Origin of the sequence: Solibacillus sp. FSL W7-1464, assembly GCF_038004425.1 — a bacterium.
GTDB lineage: Bacteria > Bacillota > Bacilli > Bacillales_A > Planococcaceae > Solibacillus.
Map to the genome: position 1 here is coordinate 188,566 of NZ_JBBORC010000001.1, position 16,886 is coordinate 205,451.

A 16,886-nucleotide genomic window follows, 5' to 3' on the forward strand; every position below is an offset into this window, starting at 1 on the left:
TACAAAACGATCAAAATTTAATTAAAGTATAACAAAAAAACTTTGTTCATCCAATAGACAAACAAATTTTAACATGTTATTCTATTTTAAATTAAGAATATTACAAATATTAGAGGGGTGTACGTCATGCGTAAATGTAAGGGCTTTCTTTATGTGATGCTAGTAGTAATGTCCATGTTATTGGTTGCGTGCGGTCAAGATTCGGGCAATTCAAGTAATGCAACAGGGGAAAATTTGAAAATTGGTTTATCAGTATCAGATTTAACACTGGAACGTTGGCAACATGATCGGGATTTCTTCGTAGCAAAAGCTGAAGAGTTGGGAGCTGAAGTAGTCGTACAGTCTGCAAATGGTGATGAAGCAAAGCAATTATCGCAAATTCAAAATATGCTTTCTCAAGATTTAGATGCATTAGTTATTATAGCGATTAATTCAGACTCTTTATCTACTGTTGTAGATCAGGCAAATGCAGAAGGTGTGCCGGTATTGGCATATGACCGGTTAATTAACGGAACAGATATCAGTGCATACGTTTCGTTTGATAACGTACGCGTGGGTGAAATGCAGGCGGAGTATTTGGTGAATTTAAAACCTGATGGAAACTATTTCTTAATGGGTGGATCTCCAACGGATAACAATGCAAAAATGTTCCGTGAAGGGCAAATGAATATTATTCAGCCATTAGTTGATAAAGGTGATATTACGATTGTCGGTGATCAGTGGGCGAAAGATTGGGATGCAAATGAAGCATTAAAAATTATGGAAAATGCTTTAACAGCAAACAAAAACGATATTGATGTTGTCGTAGCTTCAAACGATAATACGGCTGGTGGTGCAATCCAGGCACTAGATGCTCAAGGATTAGCTGGTAAAGTGTTAATTTCCGGGCAAGATGCTGACCTTGCCGGTGTTCAGCGTATTGCGGAGGGCTTACAGACAATGACTGTTTATAAGCCGATTAAAGCAATTGCCGAAAAGAGCGCGGAAGTAGCTGTTCAATTAGCAAAAGGTGAAGAAATTTCAACTTCCGATTCTGTAAACAATGGCCAAATGGATGTTCCGTTCATTAAGCTAGATCCGATTTCAGTAGGTAAAGATGAACTTATGACAACGATTATTGAAGATAACTTCCATAGCTATGATGATGTATATAAAAATGTACCAGAAAGCGACCGTCCGTAAATAGTGGCTAAAGGAGGGGAGAATTCCTCTCCTTTCTTTTAAAAGAGGATATCAAGAATGGTGGTGGAAACATGACTGAATATGTTTTAGAAATGAAAGGAATAACAAAAGAGTTTCCAAGTGTTAAGGCACTGGACAATGTTACTTTTTCAGTACGGAAAGGTGAAATACATGCCTTATGTGGTGAAAATGGTGCAGGGAAATCGACATTGATGAAAGTATTAAGCGGCGTTTATCCGGCTGGCACATACAGTGGGAAAATTTTAATCAAAGGCAAAGAAGCAAGTTTCAAAAACATTAAAGAGTCCCAGGATGCAGGAGTGGCAATTATTTACCAGGAACTTGCGTTGGTTGGTGAAATGACGATTGCTGAAAACTTATTTTTAGGACATGATTTAATGCGCTCGCCCGTTATTAATTGGAATGAGATTTATAAAAAGTCGATGGTAGCACTTGAAAAGGTTGGGTTAGATCTGGACCCGCAAATGAAGGTATCCGAATTAACTGTAGGAAAGCAGCAACTTCTTGAAATTGCAAAAGCTTTAACGAAGGAAACGGATATTTTAATTTTAGATGAGCCAACAGCTGCTCTTACAGAAAGTGATGTAGCTGTTTTAATTAAGCTGTTAAATGAACTTCGAAAACAAGGTGTAACATGCATATACATTTCGCACAAATTAGGAGAAGTTATGGAGCTTGCAGATTCTGTAACAATTTTACGTGATGGTCAGACAATTTCAACGAACTCCATCGAATATCTAACTGAGGAAAAGATCATTACAATGATGGTTGGTCGTGAACTCACGGAGTTATTCCCTTATGAGGTACACGAAATTAGCGATGAAAATGTATTACATGTAGAAAATTACACTTCATACAATAAATCAGGAAAAAAAGTGGTATCTAATATCAATTTCAGTGTTAAAAAGGGTGAAATTGTAGGCTTTTCCGGCTTGATGGGAGCGGGTCGCTCAGAGCTATTTATTAGTCTGTTTGGCGGGATGCCCGGAAAAAAAGAAGGTACGGTCAAACTAAATAATAAAACCGTAACAATTAAATCACCAGCAGATGCCATTAAAGAGGGATTTGCTTATGTATCGGAAGATCGTAAGCGATACGGTCTAGTGCTAGGAATGGATATCGCAAAAAATACGACACTAATTGCATTAAACAAGGTAATGAAACTAAATGTGATTAGCCAGGCACTTGAAGTAAGAGCGGCAGAAGAGATTACAACTAAGATGAAATTAAAAGCACCTAATCTTGACATCGAGGTAGGTAAGCTAAGTGGTGGAAACCAGCAAAAGGTTGTTTTGAGTAAGTGGATTATGAATAATCCAAAACTATTAATCTTGGATGAGCCTACTAGAGGAATTGATGTTGGTGCCAAATATGAAATTTATAAAATTATGAATGAGCTTGTTCAACAAGGTGTAGGGATTGTTCTAATTTCATCTGAGCTGCCCGAAGTTTTAGGAATGTCAGATCGCATTCTTGTTATGTGTGAAGGAGAAATTACGGGTGAATTTACAAGAGAAGAAGCAACTCAGGAAAAAGTAATGATGTGTGCAACTGGAGGGGAAAAACGTGATTAATGAACAGACGATCAAAAAAGAAAGTAAATTATCCTTCAAATTCGATTTACAATCCTATACCTTAATTATTGCTTTAATTTGTATTGCTATTATTTTCACATTCTTTACTGGAGGAGAATTCTTATCTTCTCGTAATATTTCCAATCTATTTACCCAAATGTCAATCATAGCTGTACTTGCGGTAGGGATGACATTGGTTATTGTGGCGGGACATATCGATTTATCGGTAGGTTCAATAGTAGGGGTTACAGGTGGAATTGCCGCAATGCTGCAAGTTTGGCAAGGATGGAGTACACCAGTTGTTGTCCTCGCAGCCATTATAATTGGCGGTTTAATTGGATTATGGCAAGGATGGTGGGTTGCATACCGAGCAGTACCAGCATTTATTGTGACGCTTGGCGGGATGTTAATATTCCGAGGGGTTTTAATTGGTTTATCGGATGGTCAAACGATTTCATCATTAAATCCAAGTTTTAAACAAATCGGCAACAGTTACTTACCGTTTATACCAGGTTATATTGTAGCTGCTATAGCCGTTATTTTAATGATCGCATTCACGGTAAATGGTCGTAGAAAGCGTAAGGAAATGGGCTTATTATTATTGCCTTCAGTAATCGATTATGGAAAAGTGACAGTTTATTCTGTTGTTTTAGTGGTCATTACGTATATGCTGAATCGTTATTTAGGTATTCCTATCCCGTTTTTAATTGTAGCGGTAATAGCGCTTGTTTTCATGTTCATTACAACGAAAACGGCATTTGGACGTCGGATTTATGCCATTGGCGGCAACCCGGAAGCAGCAGCATTATCGGGGATAAATATTAAACGAAATACGCTATATGTATTCATCAGCATGGGGGCTTTAGCGGGAGTAGCGGGTGTGTTATTAACCGCACGTTTAAATGCGGCAACAGTATCTGCCGGTAACAGTTATGAACTTGATGCCATCGCAGCCTGTGTAATTGGCGGTACATCTCTAATGGGTGGTAAAGGGAAGATTTTTGGAGCAATTATAGGTGCACTGATTATGGCAAGTATTGATAACGGAATGTCGATGATGAATATCGGCGCATATTGGCAGTATATCGTAAAAGGGCTGATATTAATTTTGGCGGTATGGGTCGACATCATTTCAAAAAATAAATAAATCGGAGGAATATTATATGGCATATTTCAGCAATATTTCAGCAATCAACTATGAAGGACCAAAATCAACAAACGACTTAGCTTTTAAATACTACAATCCAGAGGAAGTTGTAGGCGGGAAAACGATGGAGGAAATTTTACGTTTTGGCGTAGCCTATTGGCATACCTTTACGTATGATGGCGGAGATCCGTTTGGTGCGGGAAATATGGAGCGTACTTGGGATAAATTTTCCGGCATGGACCTGGCAAAGGCACGTTTAGAAGCTTCATTTGAATTCTATGAAAAGTTGAATGTGCCATTCTTCTGCTTCCATGACGTAGACGTTGCACCAGAAGGCCAATCATTGGCGGAATCACATAAAAATCTGGATGAAATAATAGACATGATGGAAAAATACATGGCTACATCTAAAACAAAGCTCCTTTGGAATACAGCCAATATGTTTTCAAATCCACGCTTTGTTCACGGTGCTGCGACTTCACCAAATGCAGATGTATTTGCCTATTCGGCTGCGAAAGTAAAAAAAGGCTTGGAAGTAGCAAAGCGCTTAGGTGCTGAAAACTATGTATTCTGGGGTGGTCGTGAAGGTTATGAAACACTGCTTAATACAAATATGAAGTTGGAGCAGGATAATCTTGGTAAATTCCTGAATATGGCGGTGGATTATGCGAAAGAAATTGGCTATGAAGGTCAATTCCTGATTGAGCCAAAGCCAAAAGAGCCGACAAAACACCAATATGACTTCGATGTAGCAACAGGTATTGGTTTCTTGCGTACGTACGGATTAGAGGATAAATTCAAATTCAATATAGAAGCAAACCATGCAACATTAGCGGGACATACATTCGAGCATGAACTACATACAGCTCGTATTAACGGCATGCTGGGCTCAGTGGATGCCAACCAGGGCGATACATTACTTGGATGGGATACGGATGAATTCCCTACAGACCTTTATACAAACACGTTAGCAATGTATGAAATTTTGAAAAATGGCGGCCTCGGGAAAGGCGGTTTGAACTTTGATGCAAAAGTCCGCCGTGGATCATTTGAGCAGGATGATTTGTTTTATGCACATATTGCGGGAATGGACTCATTTGCAGTCGGGTTGAAGGTTGCGCATAAGCTATTGGAAGATGGTGTGTTGGAAAACTTCGTAGACAATCGCTATGGCAGCTTTAATGAAGGAATCGGCAAACAAATTGTTGATGGGACTGTCGGATTCAAGGAATTGGAAGAATATGCTTTAGAGCTCGGGGAAATAAAAAACAGCTCTGGTCGCACGGAAAAATTGAAAATGATTATAAATCAGTACATTTTAAATGCTATAGCTGAATAATTGATAAAAATACTTTTTGAGGCTAGAGCAAAAGATTTTAACTTTTGATCTAGCCTTTTATGCAGTATAAGGGTGGAGGCAGAAAAATGAAGTACGTAATCGGGGTTGACCTAGGAACAAGCGCAGTAAAAGCACTGTTAATGAATGAACAAGGAACCATTGTCGATGAAGCATCAAGAAGCTATCCGCTTGTTCATGAAAAGCCAAGTTATTCAGAGCAAAATCCAAATGATTGGGTGACTGGAACTAAAGCGGCGATTCAGGAAATCGTTAAACGGTTTACGGGAGATGTTTCTACTATTGTGGGGATTAGTTATTCTGGTCAAATGCATGGATTGGTGTTGCTTGATGAAAATAATGATGTTTTACGGCCTGCAATCTTGTGGAATGATACGCGGACGACAGAGCAATGTAAGCAAATTGTTGAACAGGTCGGGCAGGAGAATCTGCTTAGAATCACTAAAAATAATGCTCTTGAAGGTTTTACGCTACCAAAAATTTTGTGGGTGAAGAAATATGAACCGGAAATTTTTAAAGCGGTAAAAACTTTTCTTTTACCAAAGGATTATGTACGTTTTGTCATGACCGGAAATTTGCATATGGATTATTCCGATGCGGCAGGCACATTATTACTGGATATAGAAAAGAGCGAGTGGAGCCAGGAAATAGCTGCAGTGCTCGGGATTGATTTAGCAATCTGTCCGCCACTTGTTTCATCAACAACAGAGGTAGGTCAACTAACAGAGGAGTTCGCTAAAAGCACAGGATTAACAACTTCAACTAAAATCTATGCTGGTGGTGCGGATAATGCATGTGGGGCAATTGGTTCTGGTGTTGCAGGCGATGGTAAAACAATGGTCAGTATTGGTACATCAGGTGTTCTATTATCATATGAGGAATCCAATTCAAAGGACTTTGAAGGAAAGGTACATTACTTTAATCATGTCGTAAAAGATGCTTACTACACAATGGGAGTTACATTGTCGGCCGGGCATTCCCTTAGCTGGTTTAAAGAGAAATTTGCGGAAGGGCAGTCTTATGATGAATTATTTGCGGGGGTTGATACAATTGCTCCCGGAAGTAAAGGGTTATTATTTACACCATATATAGTAGGTGAACGCACACCTTATGCAGATTCTATGATTCGTGGAAGCTATATTGGCATTGATGCGGCACATACAAAGCTGCATTTTGCGAGGGCTGTGATGGAGGGAATCATTTTTTCACTGCGAGATTCTTTAGAGATTTTCCGTGCCAGAGGTAAAGACATTTCAGAAATGATTTCCATTGGCGGTGGTGCAAAAAATCCAGTCTGGCTACAAATGCAGGCCGATATTTTCAATGTTACAGTATATAAACTGAAAAATGAGCAAGGGCCAAGTATCGGTGCGTGTATGATTGCAGGGGTTGGGGCGAACATCTACGCAGATTTCGAAGAAGCTGTTCAGGCTTGTGTGCAAGTAGATGGGAAATTTGAACCGAATCCTGTAAATGCTGAAATATACAATCAGCTATATAAGGTGTATCAGCAAATCTATCCCCAGACAAAAACATTAAATGAGCAATTAAAAACTTTCCGTTAGGAGGAATTCATAATGAACACAGTAAAATGGGGCGTATTAAGTACGGCTGATATTGCACAAACGCAATTAATTCCGGCTTTAAAACGCGCTGAAAATGCGGAGATCATTGCGATTGCCAGCCGTGGTCCAAAGATACATGCGATCGCTGAAAACCTGGAAATTAAAAAAGCTTACGAGAGCTACGATGAATTATTAAATGATCATGAGGTAGAAGTGATTTATATTCCGCTCCCAAATGATTTACATAAAGAGTGGGTCATTAAAGCAGCAAAGGCAGGAAAGCACATTTTATGTGAAAAACCAGCTGCGTTAAACGAAGCAGATTTAGAAGAGATGATTACAGTTTGTAATGAAGAGAATGTACAATTTATGGAAGCGTTTATGTACCAATTTCATCCACAGCATATACGTGTGAAAGAAATTATTGGTTCCGGTGAAATTGGGGAGGTAAAACTTTATAAATCAAGTCACTCGTTTTATTTTGAAAACCGTCAAGGCAATATCCGCATGGACGCACAAAAGGGTGGGGGTGCCATTTGGGATGTGGGCTGTTACTCGGTTCATGCAATGCAACTCATTTTGGAGAAAGAAGTTAAATCAATTTCATTTAAAAAGATTGTGGATTCGGAAACAACTGTTGATGTTTCTGCATTTGGAATAGTCGAGATGGAAAATGAAATCCACGGCATGATCGACTGTAGTTTTGATATGACGGAACGTAATGAATATGAAATAGTTGGAACGAAGGGAACAATTAAAGTAAAGAATGCATTTAGGCCAGATCGTTTGAGCGGTAATGGACAAATAACTATTAATACATTAACGACAGAACGCATTGAACAAATCGGCGGAGACATATACAAGCTAGAGGTAGAATACTTTTCCGATGCTGTACGTACAAAGAGAGATCTTGCACTACAGCATAATTATTCAAGGCAAAATGTAAGAATTCTGCATGCAATTCAGCAATCGGTAACCACAAATCAACAAATCGAATTAGCAGATTACCTTTGCAATGATTGAAATAAGACCTTTTGGCCAAGTAAACAAGCAACCCGTTTATGCAGTTATCTTAACGAATGCAAACGGGATGTATGTAAGCAGTTGTACATTAGGGTGTACGATTACAGCAATCGCTACCCCCGATGCTAATGGAATAGTTGAGAATGTGGTTTGTTCATTTGATACGGCAGAAAAATATAAACAATATCCGCAGTTTTTTGGTGCGGCGATTGGACCTTTTGCAGGGCGTCTTGAAGATGCTATTTTAGAAATCAATGGAGTTTCTTTTCGAGCGAGGGCCAATGAGGGACATCATTTACTGCACGGCGGAAATGATGGCTTTCACAATCAGCTGTGGCAATTTGAAACAGGGGTTTCCTCACGTGGCCAATTTGTAAAATACTTTCTTAATTTCGAATCCGTTGATTTTCCTGGAAAGTTAAATATGTCTATTACCTATACATTAACAGCCGGTAACGAGCTAATTATTTCGTATGAGGGTATAAGCGATGCAGATACGATTTTAAACTGTACAAATCATAGCTATTTCAATTTAAGCGGAAATTTAAAGCGTACAATTGAAGGGCATGCACTAAAATTTGCCAGTAGAGAAATGCTTTATATTGACGAGAATGGGGTACCGCTAGGCAATATAGAAAACGTAGTTGGAACAATATTTGACTTTAATGAAGAGAAATATTTAAAGGAAGTCATTGAGAGTAACTCTACGCAAGTTAAGTTGGCGAGCGGAGGTATAGATCATCCGTTTTTATTAAAGAAAAATGAAATCGAATTATTGGAGGAAGAAAGTGGCCGCAAACTTACAATCATAACGGATGAACAAGCTTTAGTTGTTTATACGGGCAGTAAAATTGGCACTGGCTACTCCTTTAAGGAAGCGCCCGCACAAGATTTTTTAGGTATTTGTTTAGAAGTACAAAATGTACCAAATAGCATAAAATATAAACATTTACCAAGTTCTATTATAAAAAAAGGAGTTCCTTATCAGCGCGAAACAATCTACAGATTTACAAAACTATAAAAAGCTATAGAAGAAGCACCATTCGATTATAAAACGAATGGTGCTTTTTACTTTATATATTCGAATGATGGGCAGTCGAAGTAGAAATTTTTTCTTCTCTACCATTTGTTTTTCTCGTTAAAGAAAAGACTGCACATGCTAATGCAACAAGTACAAGTGCGCCACCATACCAAGCTGCATGTGAAAGTGTGTCTGTTTGAGTTATTACGATTCCGCCAAACGCTGATCCCATCGAAATCCCAATCTGTAAAGCCGAATTATTAAAGCTTTGCTGGATATCGGATGTAGCAGGATCTGTCTGAATTAAGTAGCTTTGCTGTGGTGGTGATAAACTCCAGCTTAGCGCTCCCCAAATCATCATAATTGGTATGAAGATGATAAGAGAGAAGGTTGTGAATGGCAGGATGAATAGTACGACTGCGAATGAAACAATGACGAAAATAATACTTTTTGATGCGCCGATTTTATCCGAAAGCGTTCCGCCAAATGCGCCCCCACTTACTGCAGCAATCCCGAATAATAGGTAGCAAACACTGATCCAGCTGGAATTCAGACTTAGTTCTGTTTCCAGAAATGGCGTGAAGTACGCGTACATCGTATAGTGTCCTGCCAGCATAAACATTGTTGCTAGATGCGCACTTCCGATTTTGGAACTTGCAACCGCCTTTAATTGTTGCGAAAGTGGAACTGACATTTCCCCAGGAACCTTCTCTAAGAAGATTGAAATGAGGATAAATGAACCGACCGATAAAACTGCAATCCCTAGGAAAATTACACGCCATCCGAAATAATCGGAAATTAAAATGCCAAGTGGTACACCTAATACAAGCGAAGAACTAATTCCCATATAAATGAAACCAAGTGCCTTCGCACGATGCGCCGGTGAAACAACTTTTGCAGCGATGATTAAAGAAAGCACGGTAATCAGTGATGTACTCATCGCACTTAAAATGCGGGCAACCATCATAAATGTGAATGTCACACTGAAATACATCATGATATTACTGATGAAGAAAATAAGCAACGAAATAAGATACAACTTTTTTCGTTCAACTTTACTAGTTAAAACTAATAACACAGGACCGGCGATTGCATAAATAAGTGCAAATACGGTAATCAGCTGTCCGGCAGTACTTATTGAAATATCCATATCAGTTGCAATGACTGGGAGAATGCCTCCAACAATCAATTCTACCAACCCGACAGCAACCGTTGATAATGCGAGTATTAAAACTTTGAAATTCATATTTTGTCTTACTTCCTTTCTTTAAAAAATAAAAAAATCCTGATTACAAAAAATGAAAAAAGATCATTTTCTGTAATCAGGATTTTATGGTTCCTGGTAGAGACCCTCAAGCCATATTCTTGAGGTTATACAGTTACTATTAACTTGGATGAATGAGCACTTTGATAGTTTACTTGTTTTCGAAAAAAATTTCAAGTATATGTTATTCGGTAAAAAAAGCTGCCCTCTCAATAGGGCAGCTTTTAATTAAAAGTTGAAGTTGTCAGGATCAGGACCGATACGCAAATCTTGGTTAAGACCATTAATCAGTTCCATATCTTCAGTAGTCAGTTCAAAATCGAAAATATCGGCATTTTCTACAATGCGATGTTCTTTCGTTGATTTTGGAATCGTTACAACACCGTTCTGAAGATCCCATCTTAAAATGACTTGAGAAACTGTTTTATTATATTTAGCAGCCAATTCGTTTAAAAGAGGGTTGTCCAATAATTTGGCCTGCATTAAAGGAGACCATGCTTCGAACTGAATGTCGTTGTTTTCACAGAATGCTTTTACTTCCGATTGAGCTAAGCGTGGGTGGTATTCCACTTGGTTGATTACCGGTTTGATTTCCGCATCTTTCAATAAGTCTTCCAAATGATGAACCTGGAAATTACAAACGCCGATTGCTTTTACTTTACCTTCTTTATAAAGTGTTTCCATCGCGCGCCATGCATCTTTGTATTTATCTACAACCGCCCAGTGGATAAGGTATAAGTCCAAATATTCAAGACCTAATTTCTTTAAGCTTGTTTCATAGGCAGCAAGTGTTTCTTCATAGCCTAAATCTGTATTCCATACTTTAGAAGTGATGAATAATTCTTCTCTTGAAATCCCTGTTTCTTTCATTGCTTCACGGATTGCTTCGCCGACGCCCTCTTCATTTTGATAAACGGCAGCTGTATCGATACTGCGGTAACCGTGTTTAATTGCAAATTTCACTGCATTTAACAGATCAGGACCTTCCTCTACCAAATATGTACCGAGGCCTAGCCAAGGCATTTGAACACCGTTATTTAATGTTGTTGTATCTTGTAAATTTTTAAGCATCGTAAAACCTCCATCTAAAAAATAACCGAAATGATACTGAATTGTGTAGCTTCAATAATATACCATAAAATTTATATCACACCTAGTATTTGAGCAGTCTTCTACCCGCAGAAAAGAGGCCGGGACATAACCCAAAAATGCTATTTTTCCTCTGAGAGAAAAATAGCATTTTTTGCTGAGCGTTAAAATTGATTTCCATTCCGGGACGCTTTCCGCGGGCGTGGCCTTACACGAACGTCTCAGGCGTCACGCTATTCCCGCAGGAAGCTTTGCTTGTAGCGAAAGGCGTAGTCGTCAGCTAGTGTTTTAACAGTGCGAAAGGTGAAACCGTCAGCACGAACACTCGCCCTACATTCCAATCAATTTTGCAAAATATCCGTTTCTTAATAAAGGATTTCCTATTATTTAACGGTCATTCTACTTATGTCCCAGCCTGTTTTCATCTTGTTTAATGTTACATGAGTCAGTTATTGCTGTTGACGACCTATTTCCTTATTTATACTTTAAACTTATGCATTACTTGCTGTAATTGATCTGCCATTTGGTTTAAAGCTTGAGCAGAGGATCCCATTTCTTCCATAGAAGCATGGATTTCCTCTGTTGCAGCTGCGACTTCTTCAGCTGCAGCAGCAGTCGTTTGGGCGTGTGTCACTAATGAAGTTGCTGTAGAAGAAGTTTGTTCGACAGAAGCAGCCATTTCCTGTGCAGTTGCAGTAACATCATTCACTTTAGGAGCAATAGTCTGTAGTGCTTCTAAAATCTGCTGGAATTTGTCGGCTGTCTCGCTTGTCAGCTTTATTCCTTGCTGAACATCTATCTTCGCATGATTCATTAATGAAACGGAATTTGCCGTGTCTTCCTGAATTCCTTTAATTAACACATTGATTTGCTCTGTTGATTGCTGTGAACTCTCTGCAAGCAGACGAACTTCCTGTGCAACAACTGCAAAACCTTTTCCATGCTCACCCGCACGAGCAGCTTCAATGGCTGCATTTAGCGCTAATAAATTTGTTTGGTTTGCTATACTGTTAATAACATCTACAATACTTCCAATTTCATCAATACGTTTTGATAATGCGCGAATTTTTTCATCTGATTGTGCTACAGAGCCATCAATTGAATTCATTTGGTTCACTGTGTTTTGAACAACAGTATTTCCTTCGTTTACTGTACTGATTGCATTAGTGGATAGAGAAGTGACATCGAGTGAACGATCTGCAATTTCAATAATATGTTGAGCTAATTGCTTCATCGATTGTGCATTTTGCTCATTACCTTTTAACTGCTCGTCAGTGCTGGCGGCTACTTCTTGTACTGCGTGTGCGGATTGCTCTGTCGCCTCGATTGTTAAATTTGTACTTTCTTTCAACGAAGAAGCGGCTTCTCTCACACCTTCCGCACTATGCAACCCTTGTTGTATTAAAATACTTAAGTTCTCGCGCATTGTATTAAATACTTCGCCTAAATGTCCAACTTCATCTTGGGAATTTATATTTACTTTTACGGATAAGTCACCTTCACTAATAAGGTTTGCTTTTTTAGTTAATTCCTGAAGCGGTCCATTGATCGATCGAATAATCAAATAGACAAAAACTGCTCCGAAAATAAAGGCAATAAAAACAACCGTTAAATCATTAAACAAGTTTTTATTTGCAACAGCCTCTGCTTCGCTGTCAAATGTTTTCGCAAGTACTGTCCATCCTGTTTGTTCATTTTTAACGTAAAAAGTTTTTGTTTGATCGTCTTTAATGACACCATTGTTACCATTAATATTAGTACTGATCGACTCTCCGGCTGCTGAACCGATCTCAATATCAGGTGCTGCCATATAATTGTTTTTACTATCCAAAAGCATTGTGAAGCCTTTCTCGCCAATCGATACTGAATCGTTAATTTCTGCTAACTTTTGAATCGCCAAATCAATTCCGATAACCCCTGATTTGTCCGCTAATTGTTGTGCAATCGTTACGACAAGAGTGCCTGAGCTTGTTGCAATATAAGGATCGGTAATGATTACTTCTCCCTTTGCTTCAACCGCCTGGATATACCATGGACGTTCCCGTGGATCGTAGCCTGCTTCGTATTGGTGTGCGGGGCGGCGGAGCATTTGACCATCAGCTGTCCCTACATAGGCTATATTGATTTCTGGGTGAAGTCCGAGATATTCATCAAATAGTAAATTAAATTTGTCATCATTTTCGAGAATATCCTGTGAAATATATGATGAAAAATATGACAGCTGCTGAAGCTTCGGCTGAATTGTTTCTGTAATCTTTGTATTCAATAAATTCAAGTTTTGTTCAGCAGTTGACTCATGTTCTTCATAAATCAGGTTTTTAGTGTTGTTATATGAAAAAAAAGATACGGTTAGCGTTGGCAATAAAAGTACAATGGCAAATGCAAAAATAAGTCGATATTTAATAGACCAGTTCGTAAAAAAATTCAAAATTATAACATTCCTTTGCTGTATAGGATAATAGCTTCAAAAAAATAAATCTATAACGCAATACTTTATTACTAAAGATGTTATATTGCAATACATATTTAATTAATAAAATTCAGAAACTATAAAATATTTTGCAAGGGGAGTAAATATCTTGCTTAATAGAGGGAGTTGCTTTTGTTTTAAAATGCAACTGCTTTTATCGCAAATGGGTTAGGGAAAATTATTTTACATAAGCGAGCACAATAAAAAATGCCATTCCAACTAAATTTGGAATGGCATCGCTCTCTGGCAATGCAGATACAATATTGCTGATAACGATATTTAAGTCAAACCCTGCAATTTTGATGCACGGCTATTTTTTATAATTCGGAACCGCGCTTATCTTCTGCTACCATAATTAAAATCTTGCCTGCTTCAAATTGTTCGTTGTAACGCTCGGCCTCATCTTCAGGAATCCCCATACCAACTAAAGCACCGACAATTCCGCCGACCATTACACCGGTAGCCAATCCTGTCAATCCGGCAGCGATTGGACCGGCCGCAACAACAGGTCCGATTCCTGGAATGGCAAGTGCACCGAGTCCGACAATAACACCGCCAAGTCCTCCTAATGTGCCGCCTGCAGCAACCCCTGTAATGGCACCTTCCATTGCATTTGCGCCGGTTTCATTGGAGATTGCATCTACATCCGATACATTTTTACTAATAATTGAGATTTCCTGAGCACTATATCCTTGTCGCTTTAACTCCTCAACTGCTTTGATTGCTTCTGCTTCTGTATCATAATAACCTACGACATGTTTTGCCATTTCCCTCATCCTCTCAAATCTCTTTGCTTATACTGAAATTTACCCTTGAGGAATATTTGTAAACATGAGGAAACAGGTGGAAGAACTCTTCATTTATGATTGAACAAAAAAGAAAGCCAACCCGATAAATCAGGAAGACTTTCTGCTGTTTTACTATAATAGTGTTGTCCCGCGAGTAGTTTCATCTACCATAATTAAAATTTTACCGGATTCAAATTGTTCGTTGTAGCGTGTCGCCTCATCTTCGGGAATCCCCATACCAATAAGGGCACCCGTCAAGCCGCCGACACCTGCACCAGCCGCCGCGCCTGTAATACCCGCCACAATCGGACCTGCTGCTACAATCGGACCGATACCTGGAATCGCCAATGCGCCAAGACCTGCAAGAACGCCGCCAATTCCGCCTAATGCACCGCCCGCAGCCGCGCCTGTAGCTGCACCTTCAGCAACGTTGGCACCTGTTTCATCGGAAATCGTATCAACATCCGATCGGCTTTTACTGATAACTGAAATATCTTCAGAACGGTAACCTTGTCGTTTTAGATCTTCAATTGCATCGATTGCCTCTGCTTCTGAATCATAATATCCCACAATATGTTTTACCATTTCTATCATCCTCCTCATCTGAATGTTGCACAATGTAAATTTACCCGCGTCATTTGATTATAAACATTGCACGTCAAAACAGATGCTGATTGGAGGGGAACCGGAGACATCAGGATAAATATAAGTTTGCCAACCCGAAGCCGGCAAAGGCAAATGACAGGCCGACCGTATATGTGAGTAAAGAATAGAGTACAAATTGCATCGACTGTTTTGCATGGACAAGTGTCAGGCTTTCCAATTTGAAAGTAGAAAATGTAGTGAAAGCACCTAAAAATCCGATACTCAAAATGAGATTTACATTTGCATGAATATGCATATTAACTAAAAAACCCAGTGCAAATGAGCCGAACACATTTACCGTAAAAGTGCCGAAGTGAACAAATCGGTTTTTATGATTGAGCCGCTTGGAAATGACAGCGCGCAAAATGGCACCGAAAAATCCGCCAACCGCCACTAACAAGAAATTGATCATACAGGTTCCTCTCTTTCCGAAAAGCCTTTCCCGATTTTCATGCCAAACCCAACAAATAGTAATCCGAAGATGGCGCTAATAAAAATATAGAGGATGGCTGAAAAATAAAAGTGGTGCTGCAGCAGCTGGATAACCTCGACACTAACTGTGGAAAAGGTTGTAAACGAGCCGATTAAGCCTGTTTTAAATGCTGAAAGATAGTAAGGATTTTTTATTAGTTTTAGTTCAAGACCGGAAGAGAGCATCCCTAATAGAAAGCAGCCTGCCAAATTTACTGCAACCGTTGCAAAAGGGAAGACAGCTGTATCGTTTGTTAAGAAGAGCAAGGAAACGCTATATCTTAATGCTGCTCCAATAGCACCGCCGATTCCTATTAAAATCATTTGCAAATTAGTCAACCCCCTTAAATAAAACAGACTCCCGCCAGTTCATCAAACTGACAGGAGTCATTCGTCTATAGGCGATTATGGGCGAACGTTATCGCCTATCATGTTCTATTTACTACATTAGTTTATCAATTAATGGTAAGTCAAGATGCTCGAAAAAAACGCTCTGCACTTTTGTCAATGAGTATCACAGACTATGCCTGAATCTCTTTAGCAAGAGGAGACAAATTGTTCATTCCCCGTTATTCTTAAATAATGGAAACAGGAGGAATAAATGTGCAACCTTTAATTCATGGAATCCTATTGGCATTTGGCTTAATTTTGCCATTAGGTGTTCAAAACGTATTTATTTTTAATCAAGGCGCAACACACAGGAAATTTACGAAAGCATTGCCTGCAATTGTAACAGCAGGCATCTGTGATACGATTTTAATTTATTTGGCGGTTGCGGGAGTATCGGTAATAGTCTTCAGTTTTGAATGGTTGAAAATTGCACTTTTTTTAGCAGGGTTCTTTTTCTTGGCATATATGGGATGGGTAATCTGGAAAGATAATCCTACGATAGATACGAAACGGGAAAAAAAAGAATTTTCAGCTCGACGCCAAATAACATTTGCTGCATCCGTGTCGCTACTTAACCCGCATGCTATTTTAGATACAATCGGGGTAATCGGAACAAGTTCATTAGCTTATACAGGTTATGAGAAATGGATGTTTACAGTGGCTTGTATAATCGTATCGTGGATCTGGTTTCTGTCGCTTGCCATTGTCGGAAGAAAGATTGGACAAATTGACGAGAACGGGAAATTTTTAAATTATCTTAATAAAGTATCTGCAGTCATCATTTGGATAATGGCGCTGTATATGGGCTATCAGTTTTATGCATTGATTGGTGAATAGGAAAGACGACCGAGCCATTACCAGGCCGAAGATATCGATTAA

15 protein-coding genes and 1 riboswitch are annotated in these 16,886 nt (G+C 39.0%); of the genes, 8 read left to right on the top strand and 7 right to left on the bottom strand.

All coding sequences use genetic code 11. The features are described 5' to 3' along the window. The first annotated feature begins 126 nt into the window (after positions 1-126). The 7 genes from xylF to MKZ25_RS00965 all read left to right on the top strand — a co-directional run bounded on the left by xylF (position 127) and on the right by MKZ25_RS00965 (position 8,890). On the top strand, positions 127-1,182 hold the full coding sequence (gene xylF, locus MKZ25_RS00935; RefSeq protein WP_340799734.1) for a D-xylose ABC transporter substrate-binding protein: 1,056 nt from the start codon (positions 127-129) through the stop codon (positions 1,180-1,182). Positions 1,183-1,253: 71 nt separating this feature from the next. Beyond that, positions 1,254-2,777 (top strand): xylose ABC transporter ATP-binding protein, encoded by a 1,524-nt coding sequence (locus MKZ25_RS00940; RefSeq protein WP_340799735.1) that lies wholly within the window; start codon positions 1,254-1,256, stop codon positions 2,775-2,777. Continuing rightward, positions 2,770-3,924: a sugar ABC transporter permease gene (locus MKZ25_RS00945; protein WP_340799736.1), complete on the top strand. Its 1,155-nt coding sequence runs from the start codon at positions 2,770-2,772 to the stop codon at positions 3,922-3,924. Before MKZ25_RS00940 ends, MKZ25_RS00945 begins: the two co-directional genes overlap by 8 nt. A gap of 16 nt (positions 3,925-3,940) precedes the next feature. Further along, positions 3,941-5,263 carry a xylose isomerase gene (xylA, locus tag MKZ25_RS00950; protein ID WP_340799737.1) on the top strand — a complete coding sequence of 441 codons (1,323 nt, stop codon included), beginning with the start codon at positions 3,941-3,943 and terminating at the stop codon, positions 5,261-5,263. An 86-nt stretch (positions 5,264-5,349) separates the two neighbouring features. After that, entirely contained in the window at positions 5,350-6,846 is a 1,497-nt protein-coding gene (xylB, locus tag MKZ25_RS00955; RefSeq protein ID WP_340799738.1) for a xylulokinase, read from the top strand. 12 nt (positions 6,847-6,858) lie between these two features. Then, positions 6,859-7,869, top strand: a complete 1,011-nt coding sequence (locus MKZ25_RS00960; protein ID WP_340799739.1) for a Gfo/Idh/MocA family protein — start codon at positions 6,859-6,861, stop codon at positions 7,867-7,869. Then, a complete protein-coding gene (locus tag MKZ25_RS00965; protein ID WP_340799740.1) occupies positions 7,862-8,890 on the top strand; it encodes an aldose epimerase family protein in 1,029 nt (342 codons plus the stop codon). Before MKZ25_RS00960 ends, MKZ25_RS00965 begins: the two co-directional genes overlap by 8 nt. 52 nt (positions 8,891-8,942) lie before the next feature. Here the strand turns inward: MKZ25_RS00965 and MKZ25_RS00970 are convergent, their stop codons facing one another. From MKZ25_RS00970 to crcB (MKZ25_RS01000), 7 genes are all read right to left on the bottom strand, one after another. Further along, the gene (locus tag MKZ25_RS00970; protein ID WP_340799741.1) at positions 8,943-10,136 is read right to left on the bottom strand and encodes an MFS transporter; all 1,194 of its coding nucleotides are present in this window, start codon (positions 10,134-10,136) and stop codon (positions 8,943-8,945) included. A 53-nt stretch (positions 10,137-10,189) separates the two neighbouring features. Further along, positions 10,190-10,289, bottom strand: a riboswitch (purine riboswitch). Between the two features lie 93 nt (positions 10,290-10,382). After that, a complete protein-coding gene (locus MKZ25_RS00975) occupies positions 10,383-11,225 on the bottom strand; it encodes an aldo/keto reductase (RefSeq protein ID WP_340799742.1) in 843 nt (280 codons plus the stop codon). Between the two features lie 496 nt (positions 11,226-11,721). Continuing rightward, positions 11,722-13,671 (bottom strand): methyl-accepting chemotaxis protein, encoded by a 1,950-nt coding sequence (locus MKZ25_RS00980; protein ID WP_340799743.1) that lies wholly within the window; start codon positions 13,669-13,671, stop codon positions 11,722-11,724. Between the two features lie 359 nt (positions 13,672-14,030). Beyond that, positions 14,031-14,480 (bottom strand): general stress protein, encoded by a 450-nt coding sequence (locus MKZ25_RS00985; RefSeq protein WP_340799744.1) that lies wholly within the window; start codon positions 14,478-14,480, stop codon positions 14,031-14,033. 153 nt (positions 14,481-14,633) lie between these two features. Further along, the gene (locus MKZ25_RS00990; protein WP_340799745.1) at positions 14,634-15,086 is read right to left on the bottom strand and encodes a general stress protein; all 453 of its coding nucleotides are present in this window, start codon (positions 15,084-15,086) and stop codon (positions 14,634-14,636) included. A 109-nt stretch (positions 15,087-15,195) separates the two neighbouring features. After that, positions 15,196-15,558: a fluoride efflux transporter CrcB gene (gene crcB, locus MKZ25_RS00995; protein ID WP_340799746.1), complete on the bottom strand. Its 363-nt coding sequence runs from the start codon at positions 15,556-15,558 to the stop codon at positions 15,196-15,198. Beyond that, positions 15,555-15,941, bottom strand: coding sequence for a fluoride efflux transporter CrcB (gene crcB / locus MKZ25_RS01000; RefSeq protein WP_340802948.1), 387 nt, complete (start codon positions 15,939-15,941; stop codon positions 15,555-15,557). Before crcB (MKZ25_RS01000) ends, crcB (MKZ25_RS00995) begins: the two co-directional genes overlap by 4 nt. Positions 15,942-16,220: 279 nt before the next feature. Here crcB (MKZ25_RS01000) and MKZ25_RS01005 point away from each other — a divergent pair, with 279 nt between their 5' ends. Continuing rightward, positions 16,221-16,844: a LysE/ArgO family amino acid transporter gene (locus tag MKZ25_RS01005; RefSeq protein WP_340799747.1), complete on the top strand. Its 624-nt coding sequence runs from the start codon at positions 16,221-16,223 to the stop codon at positions 16,842-16,844. The last annotated feature ends 42 nt before the right edge of the window (positions 16,845-16,886 follow it).